The organism is Crateriforma spongiae, from assembly GCF_012290005.1.
Lineage (GTDB): Bacteria > Planctomycetota > Planctomycetia > Pirellulales > Pirellulaceae > Crateriforma > Crateriforma spongiae.
The window spans coordinates 381418-404901 of record NZ_JAAXMS010000002.1 but is presented as its reverse complement, the minus strand read 5'-3'; the positions used below and the strand labels follow the sequence as shown (position 1 = coordinate 404901).

At 56.7% G+C, this 23484-nt stretch carries 15 protein-coding genes; 7 read left to right on the top strand and 8 right to left on the bottom strand.

Annotation, left to right across the window (positions count from 1 at the left end; genetic code table 11):
* Positions 1-5: 5 nt before the first annotated feature.
* From HFP54_RS05630 to HFP54_RS05610, 5 genes are read right to left on the bottom strand one after another with little or no spacing between them, the layout of a single operon-like run.
* The gene (locus tag HFP54_RS05630; RefSeq protein WP_168564389.1) at positions 6-665 is read right to left on the bottom strand and encodes an ABC transporter ATP-binding protein; all 660 of its coding nucleotides are present in this window, start codon (positions 663-665) and stop codon (positions 6-8) included.
* Complete coding sequence (locus tag HFP54_RS05625; RefSeq protein WP_206036019.1) at positions 662-1525, bottom strand: ABC transporter permease; 864 nt, start codon at positions 1523-1525, stop codon at positions 662-664. The genes HFP54_RS05630 and HFP54_RS05625 overlap by 4 nt, the downstream gene beginning before the upstream one ends.
* Positions 1526-3034: a molybdate ABC transporter substrate-binding protein gene (gene modA, locus HFP54_RS05620; RefSeq protein ID WP_168564388.1), complete on the bottom strand. Its 1509-nt coding sequence runs from the start codon at positions 3032-3034 to the stop codon at positions 1526-1528.
* Positions 3035-3084: 50 nt separating this feature from the next.
* Positions 3085-4044, bottom strand: coding sequence for a hypothetical protein (locus HFP54_RS05615; protein ID WP_168564387.1), 960 nt, complete (start codon positions 4042-4044; stop codon positions 3085-3087).
* A 47-nt stretch (positions 4045-4091) separates the two neighbouring features.
* The gene (locus HFP54_RS05610; protein ID WP_168564386.1) at positions 4092-7979 is read right to left on the bottom strand and encodes a BamB-related PQQ repeat family beta-propellar protein; all 3888 of its coding nucleotides are present in this window, start codon (positions 7977-7979) and stop codon (positions 4092-4094) included.
* Positions 7980-8390: 411 nt separating this feature from the next.
* On the opposite strand from HFP54_RS05610, the gene HFP54_RS05605 reads away from it, so the two are divergent.
* Entirely contained in the window at positions 8391-9626 is a 1236-nt protein-coding gene (locus HFP54_RS05605; RefSeq protein ID WP_168564385.1) for a DUF819 family protein, read from the top strand.
* Here the strand turns inward: HFP54_RS05605 and HFP54_RS05600 are convergent.
* Positions 9623-10963, bottom strand: a complete 1341-nt coding sequence (locus HFP54_RS05600; protein WP_168564384.1) for a DUF5690 family protein — start codon at positions 10961-10963, stop codon at positions 9623-9625. The genes HFP54_RS05605 and HFP54_RS05600 overlap by 4 nt on opposite strands.
* Before the next feature lie 342 nt (positions 10964-11305).
* On the opposite strand from HFP54_RS05600, the gene HFP54_RS05595 reads away from it, so the two are divergent.
* The 4 genes from HFP54_RS05595 (at position 11306) to HFP54_RS05580 (ending at position 16085) form a co-directional block, all read left to right on the top strand.
* A complete protein-coding gene (locus HFP54_RS05595; RefSeq protein ID WP_168564383.1) occupies positions 11306-12457 on the top strand; it encodes a TIGR03364 family FAD-dependent oxidoreductase in 1152 nt (383 codons plus the stop codon).
* A 468-nt stretch (positions 12458-12925) separates the two neighbouring features.
* Positions 12926-14095, top strand: coding sequence for a sulfotransferase family protein (locus HFP54_RS05590; protein WP_168564382.1), 1170 nt, complete (start codon positions 12926-12928; stop codon positions 14093-14095).
* Positions 14092-15327 carry a glycosyltransferase gene (locus HFP54_RS05585; RefSeq protein ID WP_168564381.1) on the top strand — a complete coding sequence of 412 codons (1236 nt, stop codon included), beginning with the start codon at positions 14092-14094 and terminating at the stop codon, positions 15325-15327. The genes HFP54_RS05590 and HFP54_RS05585 overlap by 4 nt, the downstream gene beginning before the upstream one ends.
* A complete protein-coding gene (locus HFP54_RS05580; RefSeq protein WP_146410630.1) occupies positions 15327-16085 on the top strand; it encodes a polysaccharide deacetylase family protein in 759 nt (252 codons plus the stop codon). Before HFP54_RS05585 ends, HFP54_RS05580 begins: the two co-directional genes overlap by 1 nt.
* Before the next feature lies 1 nt (position 16086).
* Here the strand turns inward: HFP54_RS05580 and HFP54_RS05575 are convergent, their stop codons facing one another.
* Together HFP54_RS05575 and HFP54_RS05570 are read right to left on the bottom strand one after the other, a co-directional pair.
* Complete coding sequence (locus tag HFP54_RS05575; protein WP_168564380.1) at positions 16087-17847, bottom strand: arylsulfatase; 1761 nt, start codon at positions 17845-17847, stop codon at positions 16087-16089.
* 57 nt (positions 17848-17904) lie between these two features.
* Positions 17905-19629: a sulfatase family protein gene (locus tag HFP54_RS05570; RefSeq protein ID WP_206036018.1), complete on the bottom strand. Its 1725-nt coding sequence runs from the start codon at positions 19627-19629 to the stop codon at positions 17905-17907.
* An 831-nt stretch (positions 19630-20460) separates the two neighbouring features.
* On the opposite strand from HFP54_RS05570, the gene HFP54_RS05565 reads away from it, so the two are divergent.
* Together HFP54_RS05565 and HFP54_RS05560 are read left to right on the top strand one after the other, a co-directional pair.
* Entirely contained in the window at positions 20461-22092 is a 1632-nt protein-coding gene (locus tag HFP54_RS05565) for an efflux RND transporter periplasmic adaptor subunit (RefSeq protein WP_146410636.1), read from the top strand.
* Positions 22092-23390, top strand: a complete 1299-nt coding sequence (locus HFP54_RS05560; protein ID WP_146410638.1) for an ABC transporter permease — start codon at positions 22092-22094, stop codon at positions 23388-23390. The genes HFP54_RS05565 and HFP54_RS05560 overlap by 1 nt, the downstream gene beginning before the upstream one ends.
* Positions 23391-23484 lie beyond the last annotated feature (94 nt).

Here is a 23484-nt window from a genome sequence, read left to right as displayed (position 1 = left end):
GCCGATCAACGACAGGAATCTGCATCGGTGGTCCGAGTCAGCTTTCCGTCATGCAGTTGATAGATGGTGTCGGCCAGTGTGTCGGCTTCGCTTCGGTTATGAGTCACGTGCAAGGTGGTCACACCGGTTTGACGCTTGATCTCCAGCAGCAGTGAAAGGATTTCTTCACGCGTTGTTTCGTCCAGTGCGCTCAGAGGTTCGTCCAGTAACAGCACCGCTGGCTGAAACGAGAGCGCGCGGCCCAGTGCCACGCGTTGGCGTTCGCCTCCGCTAAGTCCTTGGATCCGACGTCCTGTCAGATGGCTGATTCCCAACAGGCCGGCTAAGTCAGCGGTACGGCTGGCGATGTCGGCGGTGGCCACGCGTCGCAAACGCAAAGCGAATTCCAGGTGTTCTTGGACCGTCAGTGTGGGAAATAAGGCCAGGTCTTGGGGAACGTAGCCGACCTGACGGTCACCCGGTGGCCAATTTGTGACGTCGGTCAGGCCAATGGTGATCGATCCCGATGTCACCGAGCGAAGGCCACAAATTGCTTCCAGAATGGTCGTTTTTCCTCGACCTGTTCGTCCCATCAATGCGGCATAGGTACCTGTAGGAATGGTCACCGACACATCGGTCAACTCAAAAGTCCCCGCTCGGATGGTGACTTGATCTAGGGCAATCATGATCCCAATTCCGTCCCCAAGAGTCTTAGAATCAACAGCACGACGATCGCCATTAGGACCATCAGCAGCGACACCGCGACCGCGGCGTTGAGTTGACCGATGCTGAGTTCCAGAAATACGGTGGTCGACAGGACCTCGGTCCTCATCCGTGTCGCCCCCGCGAAAACCAAGATCGGTCCGAATTCGCCCAACGCTCGTGCCCATGCGATGGTCGTTGCCGCAATCATGCCACGCCAAGCCTGCGGCAAAACGATTTGCAGGAACGCCTGGCCTCGGGTGCAACCAAGTGTGCGGGCGACGTTTTCGGGACGTGGGTCGATCTGGTCAAAGGTGACCCGCATCGTCCGAACTGAAAATGCACAGGCGACGGTGAATTGGGCCAGGACGACTGCCGGCCACTGATAGGTCACAGGGAAACCAACTCGATCACGCAGCCATGATTCCAGTTCCCAACCGCCGATGGGCAAGTGAAACAAGATCAACAGGCTAAGCCCAAGGACCAACGGCGGTAATACAATCGGGATGTCGACCAACGTGTCGATTGCCATCCGGCCTGGAAATTGGAATCGCGACAATAAATAGCCCAGCGGTGTTGCAACCCAGACCGAAAGCAGTGCGGCGGCAGTGCAGGAAAGCAGTGTTAAGCGAAATGCATATTGAATTTCCGGCTTCTTCAGTGCCGCGATAAAATCGTCGAAACTGACAAACAAGATGTCGGCGGCCAACAACAGCACGATCAGGAGAATGAAGCCCGACGAAATGCCACCCATCACCAGAAAAAACGGCGCATCGGACCTGCGGCGAAGCGGAGGTGCGATGGACGTCGGCGGATGGGGCGGTCGATCGGCAACGCTGTTCATTCAGCGAATTTCATCCGATTCCAACCGCCAGCGGAACCCTTCTGCTGCAAAGATTTCTTGTGATTCTGCCGAGCAAATCTTTTGGAACAAACGCGAGGCGGTTTCCGGATGTGAAGATTCCTTGTTGACGGCCCAGGGTTGGACGGCCGTGCTGCATTCGATTCCGGTGATTTGAACGGCGTCCAAAAATTCGCCTGCCCCCGCTGCGTTACTCAGGTAGGCCACCGCGGCGTCCAGGGACCCGGTTTGCAATTGGTTGACCAGCATGTCGCCGGTCGGAGTTTGGACGGTCACGTTGGGCATGATTTCTTCCTGTACGCCCCCTTCACGGAAAGTATTTTGCGTAATCCAGCCCATGGCACATTGTTTCTCGTGTCCGATGCCGACGCGCAGACCTTCACGGGCCAAGTCCTTCAGTGATCCGATATTGTGCGGGTTGCCTTTCTGAACCAGGATGACCAGTTCGTTCTGCGAGACCTGGACCGGCTGTGGGAAAAGGTCGTGCACTTGGTTCATGAATTCCTGGTCGCACGCAAAGTAGGCATCAGGATGCTGGCCGGCTTGCATCTGGGCGACCAAAATGCCGCACCCGTTGTAAACGCGGTTCACGGTGACGCCTTCGCGACTTTCAAAGGCGGCAATCGTGTCTTCGATGGCGGGACGCAACATCGAACCGGCAAAGACCGACAGTTCGGGAACGTCCGCCCAGACATCATGTCCGGCGGTTCGAAACCCCTGTTGGTCGTATTGGATCAACCCGCGATCTTTCGCGGACACGTACCGCGCGAAGTGCAACGCGGCGGTGGGTTGTTTGCTTTGGTCGATCACCCCCACAGCCACGCGACTGACGGCCGGTTTCAATTCGGGTAATTCGACGGCAACCAAATCGGGATAGGTGTGCAAGACAGCGTCATAAACAAAGCCGGCGTCAGCGGCGCCCACGACAATGTCGCTGGCAACTTCGGTCACCGTCGCACGATAGGCGACCGTGGCGCCAGACACATCGTCCCACTGGCCGGATTGTTGCAGCGTTTGTTGAACCAGTTTCCCGACCGCGGCGGTTTCCGGGCTGGCCTGGACCAGCTTTACCGAGTCGGACAGTAAGTCGTCCAAGGATTGAATGTTATCGGCGTCCTGGCGACGAACAGCGACCACCACCTGCATGTCGGCGATGGGCAAGACTTCGCGGATCAATCCTTTCTGCTTCGCCAGCTTCAAATAGCTATCATCCGCTGGCAAAAAAAGATCGCCCGCACCGCTGACATCGACAGATGACAACAACGTCTGACTGGGGCCGTACTGAATCTGAATTTCGCGGTTGTATTCGTCCTGATAGCGTTCCCGAATCGCTTCCATGACGGCGCGATTGCTGGCGGCGCAGTACAAAACGATCGGCGATTGGCCGTCGGCGGAAGTCGTTTGGGACGAAAGATTGACGCCTGCCATCGTCGTGATCAGCAGACCGAGCACGACGATCGAACCCAACATCCATAGCAAAGGGCGGTTCATAGAACGGACCCATCATCGAAGGAAAGGGAATTGCGAGTGGTGATGGACGTTTATCGCCCGGACGGAATTTCAAGCAGGACGGGCGGGCGATTTTTGCCTTCTTCTCGGCTGCGATCCGGCGGACTGTTTTCGATGCCGCCGAACAAGTCATTTTCCCATTGCGCTGCGATCATCAAATCGAATCCTGGATTGCGTTCTTTGACCAAGCATGAGCAGGCCGAGCACAAGAAACGACTGATGTTTTCAATCAAATGTTCCTGCACCATTTCGCCGGGAAGCACCTCCAAGGCTCGCCCACGGCCAAACACCGGAATGAAAAGCGGTTGCCCTTCATCAAACGCTTCTTGCTGAAATCCGATCAGCAGCTTTTTCAAGTACGGGTCCGCAACACCATCGTCGCCCATTTCCAGCACACTGAATCGCAGCAGCAGCGGAAGGTCCGCGTATAGTTCCGATCCAGGAAGCCCGACGCCGTCGGGAAGTTCCAGTTGTCCGGGCAAGCTTTCCAGCGATCGTTCGAGACGCTCACGAGACTCGCGGTTCAGCGTTTCATTGGTGCCGGGAATCATCAACCAGACCACCGAGTCGCCCGCCATTAACCGACGTCGCAGTTCCGTGCGGATCGGCGAAGTGACCAGCTGATCGCACAGCTGTTCATTCAAGCTGCCTGCGATCTGTTGCGTCCAACGACCCCGGCTGAGCTTGGTTCGGACGACGACCAACGGCAATGCGGCATTGTCGGTCGCCGCCTTGCGTCCGACCGCGACCAAGTCGTCGGGCTGTGATTGTGTGATGTCCACCGTCTGAACATCCACGTTGCACTTTGATTGATCATCGCCGATCGGTCCGGTCAAACGGTCAATCCATTGACGTTGATCTTCACTGATGGGTGAATCGTGAATGACCAAGACCTGGCAATCATCGGGGGCCCAACGTTCCAGTGCATAGCGAAACACGGGGATGTTGCAGGCCGACGCCGTGATCGACATGGCGATCAGCCCGACCGCCATCCCGAGGCATCGAACGCCCGTTGTTTGAGCCGTGCGTTTTGATCGCGTTAAGGTTTGGAGAAACAAATGACTTCGCCATTCAGGGTGGTAAGAAATAGACTTCCGTTGGCACCCGCCATTCCGTCCCAAGTCGGCAAGGAATCCAATTGGATTTCTCGTTTAACTTCACCGGTGTCGATATTGATTGCCAACAACGCGGCCCCTTCTGCGCCCAATAATGCTTTGTCTTGACGATTCAGTAAAGCGTGTGTTTTGGGGTCGTCGTTAGACAATCCCTCGAACGTTTTTTGTTCGTCAATGATGTCCGGCGGGCCGATGATAAAGAGGTTTTCTCCTGCCAACACCATGCCACGAACGTACACCGGTACATCTTGGGTCCACTTGGGTTCCACCAAGCTGTTGCCTTGACGCGAGGCGTTTTTGTTCTTCTTGAGACTGGGGGTGAACTGGACGGCGCGTCCGAACTGGCCGTCGACCGACTTGGCCCCCATGACCGTACCTGAATTGCGGTGCAGCGAGTGATCACGCGCGGATCCATCGTCAAAGCTGTAGGCCAGTACGGCATCGCCCGAGATTTCGGATCCGTTTGAATACCGTTCCGCGATTTGCTGTGATGTTGCCGCCGCAAAATAGATGCGAACTTCATCGATGATGCCGGTGAATGTCCCGGGCGATGTGTATTCGCCGACCGCGGTTTGTTGATCCGATCCGATGTCCAATCCTTGCGCGGGCTTTTTACTGATCAATCCATTGGCGACCCCTTCGCCCGCAAGCCGGCCGTCCAGATAGATTTTCATCGAGCGATCGGTATCCAAAACGCCAACCACATGGTGCCAACCGCCGACGGCACGCTTGTCCGCGGACACTTGGTTGAGTTTGTTGTTGCTTCGAATCAAGAACTCTGGACGACCATTGCGGACCGTCAATGCGTAACCTTCGCTCGGGCCACCATGTGCGACGATGACACCGTTAGGTTTGGTCGTCGTGAACCAAGCTTCGACCGTGATCGGTTGTTGTTGCGGCTGGATGCTGGGCGACATCGGAACTGACACGGTTGGGCCATTGGGGCCCGACGGCTTTCCTAAGTTTTCCGGGATCTTGGGTGGGTTCGGCTCGGCTGCGAACAGTTGATGTTCCAGAACCGTGGTCCAGCGCAGGTATTCCGGTTTTCGGCCATAGCCGTAAACGTATCCGTTGCCGTTGACCATGATGCGTCCCGATGGTGCGAAACGTCCTGCTTGGTAATAGCCACCGTGGCCGCCGGCGAAGCTTTGTCCGTGCACCCAGTACGATCGGTGAAACCAGGTGTCGTCCAAGAAGCCCATGGGGGCAAAGATGTGTGCATCGGGTCCACGTTGCTTGCTGACTTGGCCTACAAAGTCACCACTGTTGGGGCCGATCTCCAGACGATTGCCGTCCAAGTCAAACTTTTGTGACTTCATGAAGATATGATCGCCGTCACAGGACAGGATGTCGGGCAGACCAACGGGCATTTGAAGGATCTGCAGTTTTTCTTGGATGTTGTTTCCCGTGTCGGGGTTCTTTTCATCCATGATCTTCTCGGCCAGTTTTTGCCCGGTGGCCAAGTCCAGTTTCAACAGACGTAGGCCACCGTCCAGGAAGATCGAACGACCGGCGACGCAATACAGTTGGTCATTGTGAATAAGCACACTGCCGTGAACCGGCCACAGCGATTCCAGTTGCTCGAACGCCATCGTGCGACGATCGATCGGGGCGGCGCGGAACCGCCAGACCAGTTCGCCGTCGGTCGTTAGGCAATAAACCCAACCGTCGGTGCTGCCGAAGACAACCCGGCCGCGATGCACCGTGGGTGGCGAATCGATTCGTCCGCCCGCCTTGAACGTCCAACGGGTATCACCGGTCGTTTCGTCCATGGCGAACAACGTGTGCGTATCGACTTGTGCCACGTACACCGTTTCGTCTGCGATCACCGGTGACGTCAAACGGCCACCCAGATCCACCGACCAACTCGTTTGAACATCGTCATCGATGGGCAAATCGGTGGTGCCGCTGCGACGGGCGTCGTGGCGATAGGTCGGCCAATCATCACGTTGGGTGTTGTCGGCGCTTGTCAAAGCAGTCCCAAAGGCAGGCCCCTGTTCCAGTCGGCCTTCATCGGAAACTTCACCCGGTGTCGGTCGCGTGGGTGATGCAGCCGACAACGCGTTGAAGCCGAACAATTTGGCTTCCGGATAACAGGCACAGTTGTGCGGCGGTGCGTAAGTCAATCCGTTGCACGGCATGACGCCGTAAAGACAGCCGCCACGAACCCAATGGTGAATGTCCCAATGCTCTTGGTCCGGGTCGACAAATTCAATGCCGGTGCGCGATGGCATCAGGAAATTGTCGGTCGCTTTGGCGATGTAGCAGCGGTGATGGAACCAATAGGTATCGACGTCCGGGGCGAATTCCTTTTTCACTTCGCCCGTTCGCGGATCGCGGCCGGTATAAACCCCGCTGTCCTTGCCGGACGTTAGGGGAGCCAACCAGACCAGGCCGTCGACCACCATCAAGTCTTGGGGTGATTGATAGCCGCTGTTGGGGAACTGGGAATCCCACAACGCTTCGCCACTTTTGGCGTCCACGCTGACCAGTTTGCCGTCGCCGCCGGCATACAGCACCACGTCTTGATAAACGACCAGTCGCGGTCCGAAATTGAACGTGAACGACTGGCGACGCGTTACGGGATTGCTGGCCCAAACCGTATCACCGGATCGCCCGTCCAAGCTGACCACGCGTTGTCCGTCATGGAAATAGATCTGCGAATCCTGGGCGGCCAAGCTGAGTGGTGAAATCACGGTTTGCTTCGCCCACAACTGTTTCCCGCTGTCGGCGTCAAAGGCCATCAAGACCCTGGGGTGTTCGTCCCAGAAGAATTCCTCTCGTGATCGTGCTTGATCACCCACGGTTCCAAACAGCGGTGTGTAGTTTTGAAGTTCCGCTTCCCCTTTGCGGACGACCAAATACAGCGTGTCTCCGGTGCAAATGATTTCTTCGGTGGCATCGGTTCCTTCATAGACCCGCAGGGTTTTTCCCGTTTTGGCATCCAACGCCGAAAGAGGTTCGTTGAAACCCAACGGGGCATAAACGACGTCGTCGGTAGAAACGAGTCTGCGGGAAAGTTGACTGGGGCCACTTTTCAGCGGCCAAAGGTGCGATTGCCATTCGTCAATGTCTCGTTTCCAAAGCACCGTGCCGTTGAACGCATCGCGGGCAATCAGCTTCCATTTCGGAGGCATTTGAATGGATATCCGGCTGCCTTCATCCATGATGTAAAACATGCGGCCACCGGTGGAAACCAAAGCGCTCATGCTGGCCATTCGATCGTGGTGGCGCGACCACCGCGGGCTGCCCACCCATTGCAGGTGGCGGGGCGGTCCGACGACGTCGTCATGAGCGACGGAGTTGCCCGATGGGTCATGCAGATAGTGTGACCACTGGTCGATGTTGTCCGGCCAAGCCTTGACGTTCTTGGTCCACCCGTTGTCGTCACGGATCAAAGCGACACCGCCGGGCACCAAGACGCGATCAATTTCGGAGGCATCAATGTCGATGTCGTCTTCGAGGATCAACAGGTTGACCAAGTTGTCGACGTAGGGCAGGCGGCGATCGCGAAGTTGATCGAATGAAACGTTGCCATAGCGTTCAGCGTCGGTCGCATGGTCTCGAGCTTGCTTCAATTGCCGGACTGTTTGCACCAAGCCTTGAACTTGTGTCGCATCGTTCTGTTGAAGTGCCGTCGTCAGTTCGCCATCGGTGGCACCGACGTGGACGATGAAGCCGCCACTGAACTGGCCGCGTTCTAACAAAGCTGTCGCCTCGGAAACGGCATCCGCGGATGCGACGCCGAGGTTTCCAGCGGCCAGGACACAGATACAAACGAAGGCCTGGAGGGCCAATCGGGCCAAAGTCATCGACGCGATCTCCGACACGGTCAGAAACGAAAGCAGCGGCACAGCGGACGTTCACGCCGATTCACGATCACAACGTCGTCGTCCGGTCTGGGCTGGCGAGTCGATTGTACCGATGGCGTCACAGCCAATGTGAATTCTTTTTTTAGGACGGCGTCGCGGCGATTCGGTGCGGCAGTAGGACGGTGGATGCGAAGACGCGGAAGCCATCGGCGGCGGATACATCTACAATGCGCACCATTCGCCGCTGGTCTTGATTGACGGGTTGCGGTCCGATCTCCCGAGCAAGATCCGAGCGAGATAAAGGGACCCCGCGTCGCCGATCACGGCGTGAATTTTGAGCTCGCTTGGGTGACGGCAGACCCGCGCGACGATGTCCGCCGCATCCAACTCTGACCCCAAGAAGAGACATTCGTGATAGACAACGACGCCGTGATTCTGGGCCTACTGCTGGTCATCTTGGCGGTAATTTTCCGGACCAACGACAGCCCGCATCCGTTTTTTCGGCGATTCTATCGGTTCGTTCCGATGTTGTTGCTTTGCTATTTCCTGCCTTCATTGTTGACGCTCAGTGGGTTGGTCGACATCGAAAACTCGATGTTGTATTTCGTCGCGACTCGATATTTGTTGCCCGCCAGTTTGGTGTTGTTAACGCTTAGCATTGACCTCAGCGAGATCGTCAAACTAGGCCCCAAGGCCATCATCATGTTCTTGACCGGCACGGTGGGTGTCGTCATTGGCGGCCCGTTGGCATTGTTGATCGTCGGCCTGGTATCGCCCGAATCGGTGGGGGGACAAGACGGCGAAGCGATCTGGCGAGGGTTGGCGACCGTGGCGGGCAGCTGGATCGGCGGTGGTGCCAACCAAGCGGCGATGAAAGAAATCTTTGAACCGTCCGAACGACTTTACAGCCTGATGGTGGCGGTCGACGTCGTCGTGGCCGAAGTTTGGATGGCGATCTTGTTGTTGGGCGTCGGAAAGCACCGTTGGATCGATGCGCGGTTGAAAGCCGATTCTTCCAGCGTTGATCAGTTGACCGAAAAGATGGAGTTGTTTTCCAAACAAAGTCGTCGGATTCCCAGTTCCACCGACTTATTGATGGTATTGGGCGTCGCGTTTGGTGTGACAGCGCTTTGTCATTTGGCCGCCGACGCGATTGCTCCCTGGATCGAACAGAACTATCCAACACTGAATCGCTTCAGTCTGAATTCTGCGTTCTTCTGGCTGATCGTTCTGGCGACGACCGGCGGTGTGCTGTTGTCGTTCACGTCGGCACGTGGCCTGCATGGTGCGGGCGCGTCGCAGTTGGGGACGGTGTTTATCTTCATGCTGGTCGCAACGATCGGGCTGCGGATGGATGTGACCGCGGTGGCGGAACGCCCGATGGCGTTTGTGATCGGAGGCCTGTGGATGATGATCCATGTGGGATTGTTGCTGGTGGTTGCCGTGCTGATTCGTGCGCCATATTTCTTTCTGGCGGTCGGCAGCAAAGCAAACATCGGTGGTGCCGCTAGCGCTCCCGTCGTCGCCGCGGCGTTTCATCCCGCATTGGCGCCGGTCGGCGTACTGTTGGCGGTCGTCGGTTACGCGCTGGGGACCTACGCAGCGTACTTGTGTGCGTTGATGATGGAAGCGATCTCCGCCGCCTAGGTGGTCGTCGCCGCAGCGGGATGGCGCGACGGTGACATGTCCACGTTTGGATCTGATGCGGTATCGGCGACATCGCCGGCTAAATCGAACCGGTAGCGGATTGCGATGATCAACAAGCACACGGCGGAAATGCAAACCGTGGCAAGACCGAATCGGTTAAAGAACACGACAGCGTCACCGCTCGCCAAAATCTGATCCTTCACCGCGAGTGTCACCACGTAGCCCAGGTATCCCGCCGCATCGACCACGTACATCAAGTAGCCGATGTTTCCCTCTGCCCGTGTCATTGCCAAGAATCGTTCGAACACGGTGGTGTGGATGGCGACATACGGCAGGTACAGCCCCAACCCCATCAGCACCATGAACGGAAAAGCGGGTAACACGTTGCCCGACGCTTGGTCCACCAGCACGGCGGCAATCAGTGCCAAGCCCAACCCGCAAGTGACCAGCGATGTCAAGAATGCGCGGACGTTGTTGGAAACCAAGACGGCGGCGCCGTTGATGACCAGCACGCCGAAGGCAACCCACATTTCCGAACGACTGAACGTGGACGGGACCACGTCGGCACCCAACGCCTGCCACAGTTCCGGGGCAAAGTCCGCGCGAAAACTTCGCAGGATGGTGACCATTAAATAGATCGTGGTGATCGACCCCAACGTAACCCAGTATCGTCGTAGAACGCTGCGCCGCTGGCGTGAATTCATTGGGGTGCGTTCATGTCGTGCTTTCTGGTCGTCCAGCGATGGCGGAGGGACCCGTGATAGGACTCCGACGCAAATCAACAGTGGCGGCAAAAACAGGCCGCCGGCAACCGCCGGCATCCAAGCTTCGGTGACACCCGCTTGCAGCACCCAAGCCCCGACGGACTTGGTCACACCGTCGGCCAAGATAAAGCTTGCGCACAGGCCGGCCACTAAAGCTTCGGTCAAACGCCGACCTTCCAGGAATCCCAGCACCAGGCCGAAAACCATTCCCAACATTAGGCCGTTGACGAACAGAAACACAAACGACCACGTGGGCGGAGTGACGGCAAACAAAACCAACGCCGCTTCGGCCACCGCGATCATGCCGCACAGAACCAATGCACGCCGACCGCGACGCATTTCAGCTATCACTTTGATGCCGATGATTTTTGACAGCGTGTAGCCGACAACCTGTGTTAACACCAATACAGACTTCATCGCCCATGGACCCAAGAATTGGTTCTCGTAGGCGGCCACCGTGAAGGGTTTGCGAAGCCCGTAGGTGCAAAAATAGGTGCCGAAAGCAGCGACGACCGCGACGATCCCCCAGGCAAGGTCCTGGCTGCGAAGATTTGATGTGGACGGCTTGATCAACGCATGCCTCCTGGGCAGGATGCGATTGAGGGTGTTTTCGGATTCTCTTTTCACGCCGGCAGGTCCGAGGCAGGACCGAACGCAAACGCGAATTCGGTAAAGCGTGTGGCAAGCCGTTCGGCAGCGGTGTCGTAACAAAACACGCGGGAAACTGGATGCGAATTCGATGAAGGAACGGCTAGGATTCCAAGAGATTGCTCGGCCGGCCGAAAGGGAAACGTTCCTTGCCGGCTTGTCCGGGCGTTGTGCTTGAAACATGACCGACGCTGCTTTTGAACCCGTCGCAGTTTTTTGATCCGTTCTGGAAAATTCATGGCCCCATCAACCGTAAGGAATGAGTGGATGGAAGATCGTCAACATGTCGGAATCGTTGGTGCCGGAATCGTGGGGTTCGCTCACGCGTTGGCCGCCGCCAAACAGGGGCACCGCGTCACCGTTTTCGAAAGAAATGCAGCATGCCAGGGCGCATCGATTCGAAACTTCGGGATGGTGTGGCCGGTCGGCCAGGAAGCGGGGCCGGCATTGGATGCGGCGTTGCGAAGTCGAGAGATTTGGTTGGAATTGGCAGGACAAGCCAACTTCTTTTGCCGTCCCACCGGAGCGATCTACTTGGCCCACCGAGAGGACGAATGGCAAGTCCTGAACGAGTTCGCTGACCAAGCAGTCGACCTGGGGTATCAGGTGGAACTTCTTTCGCCGGATCAAGTTCGTCGAAAAACTCCCGCGGCCAACCCGAACGGTTTGTTGGGGGGGCTGTTTAGCCGGACCGAGTTGGCGGTCGATCCGGTCCAGGCCATTGCCGCGCTGCCCGGCTTTTTGAACGCACGTTACGGAGTCCAGTTCCATTTCGAATGCCCTGTGGTGGCAGTTCGATCCGGCGGTTTGACCACATCCGACCGGCGCGAATGGACGCTGGACCAAATCATTGTCTGCAGCGGTGCGGATTTTCATTCGCTGTTGCCCACGGTCTTTCAGCGTTCCGGCCTGCGGGCTTGCAAACTTCAGATGATGCGGACCATCCCGCAGCCCAGCGAATGGAACTTGGGGACTCACATCGCCAGCGGTTTGACGCTGCGTCACTACAACAGCTTTCGCATTTGTCCCAGTCTGAGCCGACTGGTTGATCGTGTTGCCGAAGAGACGCCGGAGCTGGATCGCTATGGCATCCACGTCATGGCTTCACAAAACGCGGCTGGTGAAATCATCTTGGGCGATTCGCATGAGTACGATACCGAGATCGGACCGTTTGATCGTCCTGAGATTGATGCGTTGATCCTGCGCGAACTGCACAAGATCATCGAACTGCCAACTTGGGAAGTTTCACGGCGATGGAGCGGAATTTATGCCAAGCATCCGACGCAAGTGATTTACCGTTCCGAGCCGATTCAGGGCGTTCATGTCGCGACGGGAACCGGTGGTGGCGGAATGACGCTGGCATTCGGCCTGGCGGACGCCTTTGTCGCCGGCGGACCCCTTTGTTCGGTGGCTTCGTGACCTGTCATACCAATTGATCCTGCGTCGCTTTCCGGCGATGCGGACCGATTCGCGTGCCTGTTCTTCACAGAACAGTCCACACCGTCCGCCCAGAACGGTCGATTCAAAATTCTTTCCTGCGAAGCGCAGCGTTCGTCTCGGGTCAGGCTCTAGCGTTGGGAAGGCCGGCATGTTCACCGCCGGCCGCACGCTTTGGCGTCAAGATTGCTATGTACGTTTGCCTGTCAACCAATTGGCTGTGCTCGGCCGCTTTCGGCATGCGAAGTGTTTGAGCCTGAATCAGGTGCATTGCACCTATCGGCAAGCCTTCGTTTGTGATTCTGGTGACGGTTACGGTGAAGAGACGATGAAATGAAGTCCCGTATCAATGATGACGGTAGATACCCGCCCGCCCGGTCCGCCATACTCGACCCGCAGGTCCATCGCAGTTCTACACATACGTTCCGTTTTGATCGGTCGCGATCTTCAATGTTAGCGGCGAACCAGCGTCTGTCGGTCATCGCACGCAAGGTCTTTGGGGCGGTCATGCGCGGTATCGTCTGGGCGACGGTGATTCCTTTGGGACTCGTTCATCGTCTGGCAATGCAGCTGGACGATTGGATGGACCCATCGTTGGATCAAGTTGCGGTCCAGCGCCCCTTGTTCGTCGTCGGTCTTCCACGCAGCGGAACAACCTTCGCACACCGCTTGTTGTCATCTGATCGTCAGACGTTCACGACGATGCCACTGTGGGAGGTCTTGTTTGCACCGGCGTTGTGCCAGAAACGATGCATCGGATTGTTAATGCGTATCGATCGACGCTTCGGTGGCCCGCTGGCCCGCTGTCTACGTTGGGCCGAAGACTGCTGTTTTCGTTCGCTGAACGATATTCATGCCACGCGTTTGACCGATCCGGAGGAAGACTATCTGGGGCTGATCGCTTTCGATGGATGTTTTCTGCGAGTACTACTGCAACCCCACAGTCAGCATGTCTGGGACCTGGGCCATTTCAGCGATCGATTATCCCCGCAACGCAAGCACCGATTGATCGATGCGTATCGCCGACTGGTGATCCGGCACCTGAAGTATCGAGGTGGCAACCGACGTTTGCTATCCAAGAATCCGTGTTTTACGGCATGGTTGCCTGAACTGGCGGATGCCTTTCCGGATGCAAGCTTCATTGGGCTTCGTCGCTGTCCCGAGCAGGCCGTCCCGTCCCAACTGAGTTCGATTGATGGCGGGCTGCGTCTGTTCGGACATCGTGCCAGCGAACCCCAGATTGTCGACCGGTTTGTCGACTTGTTGGCATCGTATTGGGATCGGCTGCGATGGGCTGATCATTCAACGCCACGAAATCGATTTGTGTTGATCGAGTATGCCGATTTGACTTCCCAGCCGTTTGAATCCGTCATGGGAGCCTTGGACACGTTGTCCGTACGGATTAGCGAATCGGGAGTGACCGAATTGCGGACGAAGGCTGACGCCGCGGCGGGCTACCAAAGCCGGCATCACTATGACTTAGGACAGTTTGGGCTGGATGCGAAACAACTTTCCCAGCGTTTTCAAATCGGTAGTCCTTCGGTGATGGATCCAAACTCAATTCATCGTGATGACTTGCGACCTGTTTCCGACTATGTGATGACGGGAGATCAAAAATGAGCACCAAAACCAGCCGCGCCCGGGTCGTTCAAAGCCAAATGAAGGACGGGACGATGGTGCCGCCGTCCGCCGGTCGACTGAGGATTGCGATTGTCTCCGATGCAATTGTTGGTCGCAATGGTGTGGGGACTTTCTATCTGGATCTCATTGAACATCTGATGCCGTTTGTCGACTCGATCGACCTGATCGCACCGCAGCAAGAACGCTGTCGCGAAATGGAGCGTTTTTCAATTCCCATGCCAGGGGATTCAACACAGCGATTGGCGTTGCCCCATGGGCGTCATGTGACGGAACGTTTGGACCGAATGGCACCGAACCTTATCATCGTGCCCACCCTGGGCGCGTTTTCGTACCTGGGATTGCGGTACGCGAAACGAAACGGCATTCCGCTGGTGATCGTCAATCACACCAGTTTTGGACAGCTGTTTCGTTTGTATTGGTCCAAGCTTGTGGCCGGACCGATGACTTGGGCGTTGAATCGTCTGAATCGTTGGTTGATGCGTCAGGCGGATGCCGTGGTTGCATTGAATGCCGAGGCGTACCAGGAAGCCAGTCAATGGGACGCCAAATTGGTACGTGTGATGGGCACACCGGTCGCCGCTGATTTTTTGCGTCGTCCGTCAGTTCGGCGACCAGGGCTAGCGCAGCATGACGGGGAAACGGGAATTCGGCGAACGGTTTTTGTCGGGCGATTGGCCGCCGAAAAACGTGTCGGCGATTTGATCGAAGCTGCCGAGAGGTTTACCAATTGTCAGTTCGCGATTGCGGGTGATGGTCCGATGCGCGATCAAGTCGAATCGGCGGCCCAGCGATTGCCCAATCTGCAGTACCTTGGTTGGCTGTCACGCGATCAGGTGTTGGGAGCACTCGATGAATCGGATGCCCTGGTGTTGCCATCGATGATTGAGTCGTTTGGTACCGTGGCATTGGAAGCCATGGCGCGGCGTCGTTATGTCATCGTCCGACGCGACTGTGGGATTGCAAAATGGCCGTCAATTTCCGCCGGATTGTTTTATATCGAAGATGATCAGTCCTTTGCCGATCGTTTCGAATCACTGCGAAATATGGATGATGAATCGTTGAACCAAATCGCGGGGAAAAGCTGGAACGCGGTAACCGATTTCAATCAACACACCGTCCGTGTTTGGTTGCAGTTCCTAATTGATGCGGCACGATTGGATGAACACCGTGTGATTGGTCAGCGCCGTGTACCCGCGGATCAGAGTGTTTGATGCTTTCGATGTTGGCGGTTTCCACACCTTCGCAAACGAAGCAACCCGAGGCGGTTGTTTCGATTCATGATGTGATGCCATCGACGATGGCACAGACTGGGCAACTGATCGACTTGTGCCGCCGTCACCAGATTCGGCAAATCGCTTTGCTGGTTGTCCCCGGTCTCGATTGGTCCGGCCGCGATGTGGACCAATTGCGTCGTTGGTCGGATGAGTCGCTGACGCTATGTGGACACGGGTGGGTGCATCAATGCGAACGAATCGCTGGATGGAAGCATCGACTTCATTCGATGTTGATTTCACGGCAAGTGGCCGAACATCTTTGTTGGTCCACTGACCAGATTGTCGGCACGATGTGTCGCTGTGCCGAATGGTTCGACATGGTCAGCCTGCCACGTCCGCGTTTGTACGTTCCGCCGGCCTGGGCATTGGGCGATCTGCCGAAAGATCGTTGGGGCGAAGTCCCGTTTGACTGGATTGAAACCTTGGCGGGTTTGGCATCGATGCGAGACCGCAGGGTCGCCGAACTACCGCTGGTCGGTTTCGAAGCCGACACGATTTTGCGGAAATGGTCTGTGCGTGCCTTCAACGCATTTGGATTGGCCGTTCGACGTTGGGGATGCCGGCCGCTGCGGATTTCCATCCACCCAAGGGATCATCAATTGAAGCTGGCTGATCACCTGGAATTCGTGCTGGCAAAGGGGTGGAACGACTTGTCCTATTCGCAGGTCGCCGAAGACGTGTTCACGACCACCTGAATCATTGTTTTTTTCGTTGGCCGGATGGCTTTTTGGGGTTCAGCGGTAGCACATTGGCGCGCTGGGCATATTGCTGCCAACGATCGGCCATTTCTTTTGCACGTTCGGGCATCTGGTCTGCCAGGTCGTTTTGTTCGCTGCGGTCTTTGGCAATGTTGTACAGCTCCCAGGGACCGTTGGCCTTCTTGGCGACCAGTTTCCAATCGCCCATCCGGATCGCACGATTGCCTTCATGTTCCCAGTAGATCGCGTCCCGTTGGATGGGTTCTCCGGACAGCAGTGGCTGCAGGCTGACGCCTTCGGCCGGTTTGATTGGTCGGCCGTCGTGATACGTATCAGGGTACGACGTTTGGGCGACGTCCACGGCGGTGGCCATCAGATCGATCAAGTGCGCCGGGGTGTGCTCAATTTCTCCCGCACGCGACAGTCCACCTGGCCAGTGCATGATCAAGGGGGATGAAATGCCGCCTTCGTGACAGAAGTGCTTGTATTCACGAAACGGCGTGTTGGATACCGTCGCCCACACTCGACCATACGCGATGTAAGTGTCCGATGGCCCCGGCATGACCATGGCACCGGTCCGCACCGGATATCCATCACGGGTCTGTTTCGGTTGCATGTGAACTTGGAGGTGTTCTTTGGGAAGCGGTGCCAGCGTTGGAGCGTCTTGTCGCAGTGTCGTCGACTTGGATTGGCGACCGTAGTTCTCGGCACATCCGCCATTGTCTTGAAAGAAGCAAATCAAGGTGTTTTCGAATTGCCCGGTGTCTTTCAATGCGGTGACAATACGCCCGATGCCTTGGTCCATGTTGTCGATCATCGCCGCATAGACTTCCATGCAACGTTTGTCCCATTCCCAGTGATTGTCGTTGATCCAATCTTGCGGAATCGGCCAAGGGGTAACGCTGTTACGATTCAACAGTCCCAGGCGAATCATCTTTTCGAAACGAGCCTTGCGTATCGCCTCGTATCCCGCGTCGTATTTGCCAATGTATTTGGCGATGTCGGCCTTTCGAGCATGCATCGGCCAATGGGCGGCGGTGTAGCTGACGTACAAGAAGAACGGTTGATCCCCGACGTTTTGGTGATGGTCATGGATGAACCCGACCGCGTGGTCGCTGATCGCATCGGTGTAGTAAAAGTCGTCGCTGTCGTCTTGGTCATCGCCTGGGTCTGAATCGCGTGGATACAGCGGGTCCGAAAACGGCGACACGAATTCGTTGTCTCGCGTCAGTGAATTGGGATCCCAGAAGCTGCCCGCACCGTGAATGGTTCCGTAAAAGCGATCGAAACCACGTTGAAGCGGCCAGTTGAACTTGTCTGCCGATGATTCCGGCTGGACCTTGGACGTCACATGCCATTTTCCAGACAGATAGGAACGATAGCCGGCGGACTTTAAAGCCTCGGCGATCGTCACACAGTTGCGGTTCAATTCGCCGCGATAACCGTCGTGTCCACGGTCTTGCATCATGTGCCCGATGCCGGCTTGGTGTGGATACAAGCCGGTCAGCAAACTCGCTCGCGTCGGACAGCATCGTCCGGTGTTGTAGAACTGAGTGAACCGCAATCCACGTTCGGCAAGACGATTCAGGTTCGGCGTGTCGATCTCGCTGCCGTAGCATCCCAAATCAGAAAACCCCATATCATCGCTCATGATGTACAGGATGTTGGGCTTCTGGTTTTCGTCCGCGCACAGCAGAGAGCCGACACACGTGATCAATGCAATCAGAATGACACGGTGGCAATGAGAGGCGATGTTCATGGGTTTGACGTGGGAGACATGCGGAGCGGGAATGGGGACTGGCGATGCGTTTGACGGCTATTCGATCGGGGCCGTTTCGAAGTCGTCTTTGTTGACCCAACCGGCGTTCATTTTTTCACCGTTCATGTAACGCTCGTAGAAGTTCTTCGTTCCCGAGTTAACGTATTCCATCTGTTCAAAGGTCTCGCCTTTGCCGAACATTCGGGGATCGTCCTGTAGTTTCAGTTCAGCGTTCATCTGGTTTCGGAGCGCCCGCATGATGCGGGCGTAGTCGGAGTTTTTCGCCAGATTCGCCAAGCAATCTTGATCGGCCGACAGATCGTACAGCTCTTCACTTGGGCGTTTTCCAAAGGACTGGTCCCAATGCAACGTATCGGTTCCGTCACGACGGCCCTCGAGGATGATGGACTTGGTCGGGCTTCCGTCGGTATTCAGGTAACCAGTTTCCGGATTGCCCGCGGGCCAGCGGTCGGGTTCAAAATTTTGGATGAACAGCATGTCATCCTGGATGATGCCTCGGATCGGATATCCCCAGTCGTTCGGACGTCCAATGTCGTGTCGTTCTTTACCGATCAACACGTGGTCGCGACTGGGATCGACTTGTCCTTCGAGGTCGCTTTCCAGCAATGCGACCAAGCTTTTGCCGGTCACCGGTTGCATGATGCTTTCTTGGATCTGCAAATCGGTTGCGTCCAGGATCGTCGGCGCCAGGTCGATTAGGCTGACATAGTCGTCGATCCGTCGGCCGATGTGTTGCATCCGCTGCGGCCACATGATCGCCAATGGGACGTGGTTGCTCGGCTCGTAAGCCTGGCCCTTGACTCGAGGGAAAGGCATTCCATGATCCGAGGTGACGATGACCAACGTGTTGTCCAGTTCGCCCAGTGAATTCAATTGGTCCAAGATGCGTTGGGTATGTTTGTCAAAGTGTTCGACTTCGACCGCGTAGTCCAGCATGTCGTTGCGAACGGTTTCGTTGTCAGGCCAATAGCCGGGAACACGATCGATGTCTGAAAGCTTTTTGCCGGCGATCCGTTGGCCCACGCCATATTCGTAGGCTCGGTGTGGTTCAGTCGCGCCGTACCAAAAGCACCACGGTTGTGATGTGTCGACACTTTGGATGAAGTCATCAAAGTTTGCCGCATAATCGTTCGCGCTGATGTGTTTGGCCGGTGGCTTAGCGGTGCGTTTGGTGAACGGGACACCGGTCATCTGGCGATTTCTTCCGTTGACGTCTTTGGCGATTCCAGGGCCCCAGCCTTTGCCGGTGGTTCCCACCTGATATCCGGCGACCTTCAACGCTTCGACGTACGTTTTGAACTTTGGCGGAAAATCACAGATGTGATTGCAGGCTTCTTCCAGCTGCCACGAGTTCCGACCGGTCAAGATCGCCGCCCGTGATGGCGCACACTTGGCGTTCGGCGTGTACGCATGGGTGAAGACGACGCCCTGCTTGGCGACTTGATCGAAACCGGGCGTTTGGACCCAATCGCAGCCGTAGGCTCCGGCATGTCCGTACGACCAATCGTCGGCGATGCACAGCAAGACGTTCGGACGTTCGGTTGGTTCCGATGTGGATTCGGCTTGCGCCGTGCAGCACAGGAGCAGGCACATGGCGATGGCGATCCGTGACGACGGCAGTCGATCGGCCTGCCGCAAAGTCAACCTACCGGATGCCAGTTCGGCTGTGGGATCGGTTGCGGTGCGATGGGCAGGACGGTGTCGGCGTCGGGCAGTGGGAACGCGAAACGCGGCGGCCGAAAGCGAAAGGGGGGACTTCATGGTGATGAATTTTTGGGGAAGGTTCACGGACGGCGGCGGGACTGTGGGCTGTCCAGGAAGATGGGTCTGGATTTTCCGTTTTTGATCATTAGCCAGCCGATCAGTGTATCTGTGTTTTCGAAGGGGTGGTTTGCCGTTTCGCGGGTGGCGATCCGATGGGATTCCGGTCATCAAGCCTTGATTGATGTGATGAAGCCGTCATGCGGTGCACCGAGAAGGCGGCTGGTCCTACGGACTTTACGGGCGGCACCGAGCCCAAAACGACCAGAAACTGCGGCTTGCCGCGAATTTGGAGGCAAATCGGCATGAACGCCAGCATGCCCGACCTAGGGTCCAGCGGTTCAGGACGTCGAATCCACTGGCTGCTTGCGGGCGAATTGCCGCAGTCGGCAGTCTGGTGCGGGAATCTGCGTTTCTGAGTCGACAGAAATGACCTAGAAAATCCGATTGTGGGCTCTGTCTGGGCTCAGACTGATCTCACTTTGGATCAAGACGGTAGGTTTTTGCGGCCAAGTGTTAGCCCCAGGGCGAAACCTGCAGAGACACCAACTTGATTGTCGAGTATATTGAACTGTCCCTCCGGGGTGCACACCGCGGCACACGTTGAATCGTCGTCGCGGTCGCTACGCTCCATCCTTCCCACCTCCGATTTTGTCGTGTTTGTTGTCACGCACGTGTCGAACGCCTGCCATGCCGGGTGTCGTTATGTGCACCGCACGCTGACGAAAGCCAGCCGCCTAATGCTGGGCCGATCAGGTTCCGCTCGGGCAGTGGTGGCCGTTTTGCAAGCGACGACGAACCGATTCCCACCCACCTACAAAGATCACTCCGATGTCTCAAAAGAATCAGCGATCTGACGTCAGCCGACGGCTGAATTGGAAAGGTGCGATTTCCGTTCGATCGGATGCCCGTGTACGTCGATCACGCCAGCGTCGTGGTGCGATCCCCGTGTTTCCCAGCCTGGCCGCGGCATCGTTGGTGCCCGTGTTTGGACTGGTCTTGGCGTCCAGTTTCTGGGGCGGCGGTGAAACACTGGATGATCGCGTGTTGTGGCACACGGTGGCGACCGAAGACTTGCAAATCAGCGTGATTGAACGCGGGAATTTGGAAAGCCAGACCAACCTGGAAATCAACTGCGAAGTCGAAGACGTCCAGCGAGACGGCATCAACGGCACCCCGATCGTTTGGATCATTCCCAACGGCAGTAGCGTCAAGAAAGGCGATTTGCTGGTGGAGATCGATTCGACGCCGATGCGTGAAGAATTGGACGAACAGATCCTGGATACGGAAACCGCTCGTTCGAATAAGATTCAGTCGGAAGCGGATTACAGCAACCAGTTGGTGCAAAACGAAACCGCCAAGGCGGAAGCCGAACTGAAGGTGCAGCTGGCCAAGCTGGAATTGGAAATGTTCGTTGATGAAGAAAGCGGCACTTACAAGTTGGCCGTGGATGAAATTCGACGAAACATTCACAACGTCAACAACGACATCTTGGAAGCTCAGGCTTCGCTGGAACTTCGGCGCGACGATCGCCAGGGCATCGAATCGCTGTACAAGTTGGGTTATGCCAATCGCAACGAACTGCGAAAAAGTGAGTTGGCATTCCTGCAGGCCGAAGGCAGCTATGCCGCTCAATTGAACAAGCTGCAAACCACCTTGGCCACGCTGAAGCGGAAGGAAAACTACGAGCGTGAAATGCAGTTGTTGACCTTGGAAGGCAAAGTCAAAACAGCCGAACGCCTGCTGTCACAGACCGAACGTAACAACGAAGCGCGGTTGGCCAAAGTAGAAGCGATCCTGCGGGCACGCACCGAATCGCTGAAGAAGGAAGAAGAGCGTCTGGAACGCTATCAGACCCAGCTGAAGGCTTGCAAAATTTTTGCCCCCGAGGACGGGATGGTCGCTTACGCTTCGGATCGCAACACCGAGATCCGCGAAGGCGTGCCGGTCCGTTATCGCCAGCACCTGATGTCGTTGCCATCGCTTAGTGCGATGCAGGTCCAAACAACCGTTCATGAATCCGACTTGGACCAGATTCAGCAGGGCATGAAGGCTCGCATCACTGTCGACGCCTTTCCCGAACGTGAATACTCCGGGACGGTTCAGTCGATCGCCGTTTTGCCCGCTCAAAACTCTTGGCGTGGCAGCACCACCAAGGTGTACGAAACGGTCGTGACCATCGATGACGAAGTGGCACACTTGAAGCCCGGTATGACCGCCGTGACCGAAATTATGGTGGACTACTTGGAGCAAATCGTGACGGTGCCCATGCAGTCGATCGTCGAACGCAACGGCGTGACGTGGGTGTTGACGCAACAGGACGGTCGCCTGATTCCACGCCAGGTTGAAACCGGTCGCGACAACGATTCGATGGTGCAAATCGTCGAAGGTCTGCAGGCGGGTGAATCGATCGCTTTGAATCCTCGCGAGTTCATCGACGATTTGCTGGAGACCGACGCCTGATGTGGTGGTCGACGTTCCGCTTGTCCGTCCGCAATTTGCTGCTGCACAAGATGCGAAGCACGTTGACGTTGCTGGGGACGATTCTGGGCGTCGCGTCGGTCATCGCAATGCTTTCGATCGGCGAAGGCAGCAAGCAGGAGGCCTTGGAACGCATCCGTTCGTTGGGGGCCAATAATGTTATTATCCGCACGCTTTCACCGGGCGAGGCGGAAGACGGCGGTGACAACAATTCCTCAACGTCCGCGGTGACGTCACGCAGTCTGTATCAAGTCAATGCATATGGACTGACCTATGAAGATCTGCGTGTGCTGGAAGATCTGCCCACCAAACGTTCCGTCGTCCCGGTGATGATGCAGCGTCGTGATGTTAGCCAAGGAGGGAACCGTTTGGGCGAAGCCCGCGTTGTCGCAACGACTCCCGAATTGTCAGCCGTTCGTAATATCCAGGTCCGCCGCGGGCGTTTTCTGCAGCGTCGCGATCGCGAAGACATGGCCAACGTGGCGGTTTTGACTCAAGGCGCGGCAACGGAACTATTCGGATACAGCGATCCCTTGGATCAACCGATCCTGGTCGGCGGCACCGCGTTCCGCGTGGTCGGCGTTTTGTCGGCTCGCGACAGCGGGATTGCTCGCGCCGGTGAATCGGGCGGGGACGATGCCAATCGCGACATCTTCGTGCCATTGGAGACGGGCCGAGCACGTTTCGGATTCTTGACGCGTGAAGCCGCCAGCAGCCGCGAATTTGATCGTGTCGAACTGAGCGAGATCACGATCGCCGTGGCCGATGGCGACCAAGTCGCACCGACCGCGACGATGGTCCGTGATCTGTTGGAAAAGCGACACACCGACGCCACCGATTACCAGGTCCTTGTTCCGCTGGAGTTGATGGCCCAAGCGGAACATGAAAAGCGGATCTGGAATTTGGTCTTGGGGGCAATCGCGGGGATTTCACTGCTGGTCGGCGGGATCGGCATCATGAACATCATGCTTGCGACGGTGACCGAACGGACTCGCGAAATCGGGATCCGACGTGCGATCGGTGCCAAACGCCGTGACATCATTCGCCAGTTTCTGGTCGAAACCACGGTCTTGTCGGCGACCGGCGGTCTGTTGGGGATCTTTTTGGGGATCAGTATTCCAATGGTGGTCACCGCGGTTGCCGGGATGCAAACGGTCACCAGTGTTGCTTCCATTGCCTTGGCGTTTGGGATCTCCGTTGCGATCGGCATCATCTTTGGTGTCTACCCGGCCTACAAAGCTGCGGCGATGAATCCCATCGAAGCCCTTCGGCAGCAGTGACCAATGCAACGGACCGGTTGCCTGTGATTCGGTCGCGTGATCGTCGGGAAACTCGACGTCTTTTGCGACAATATGCCTATGCCGTTTTGACACT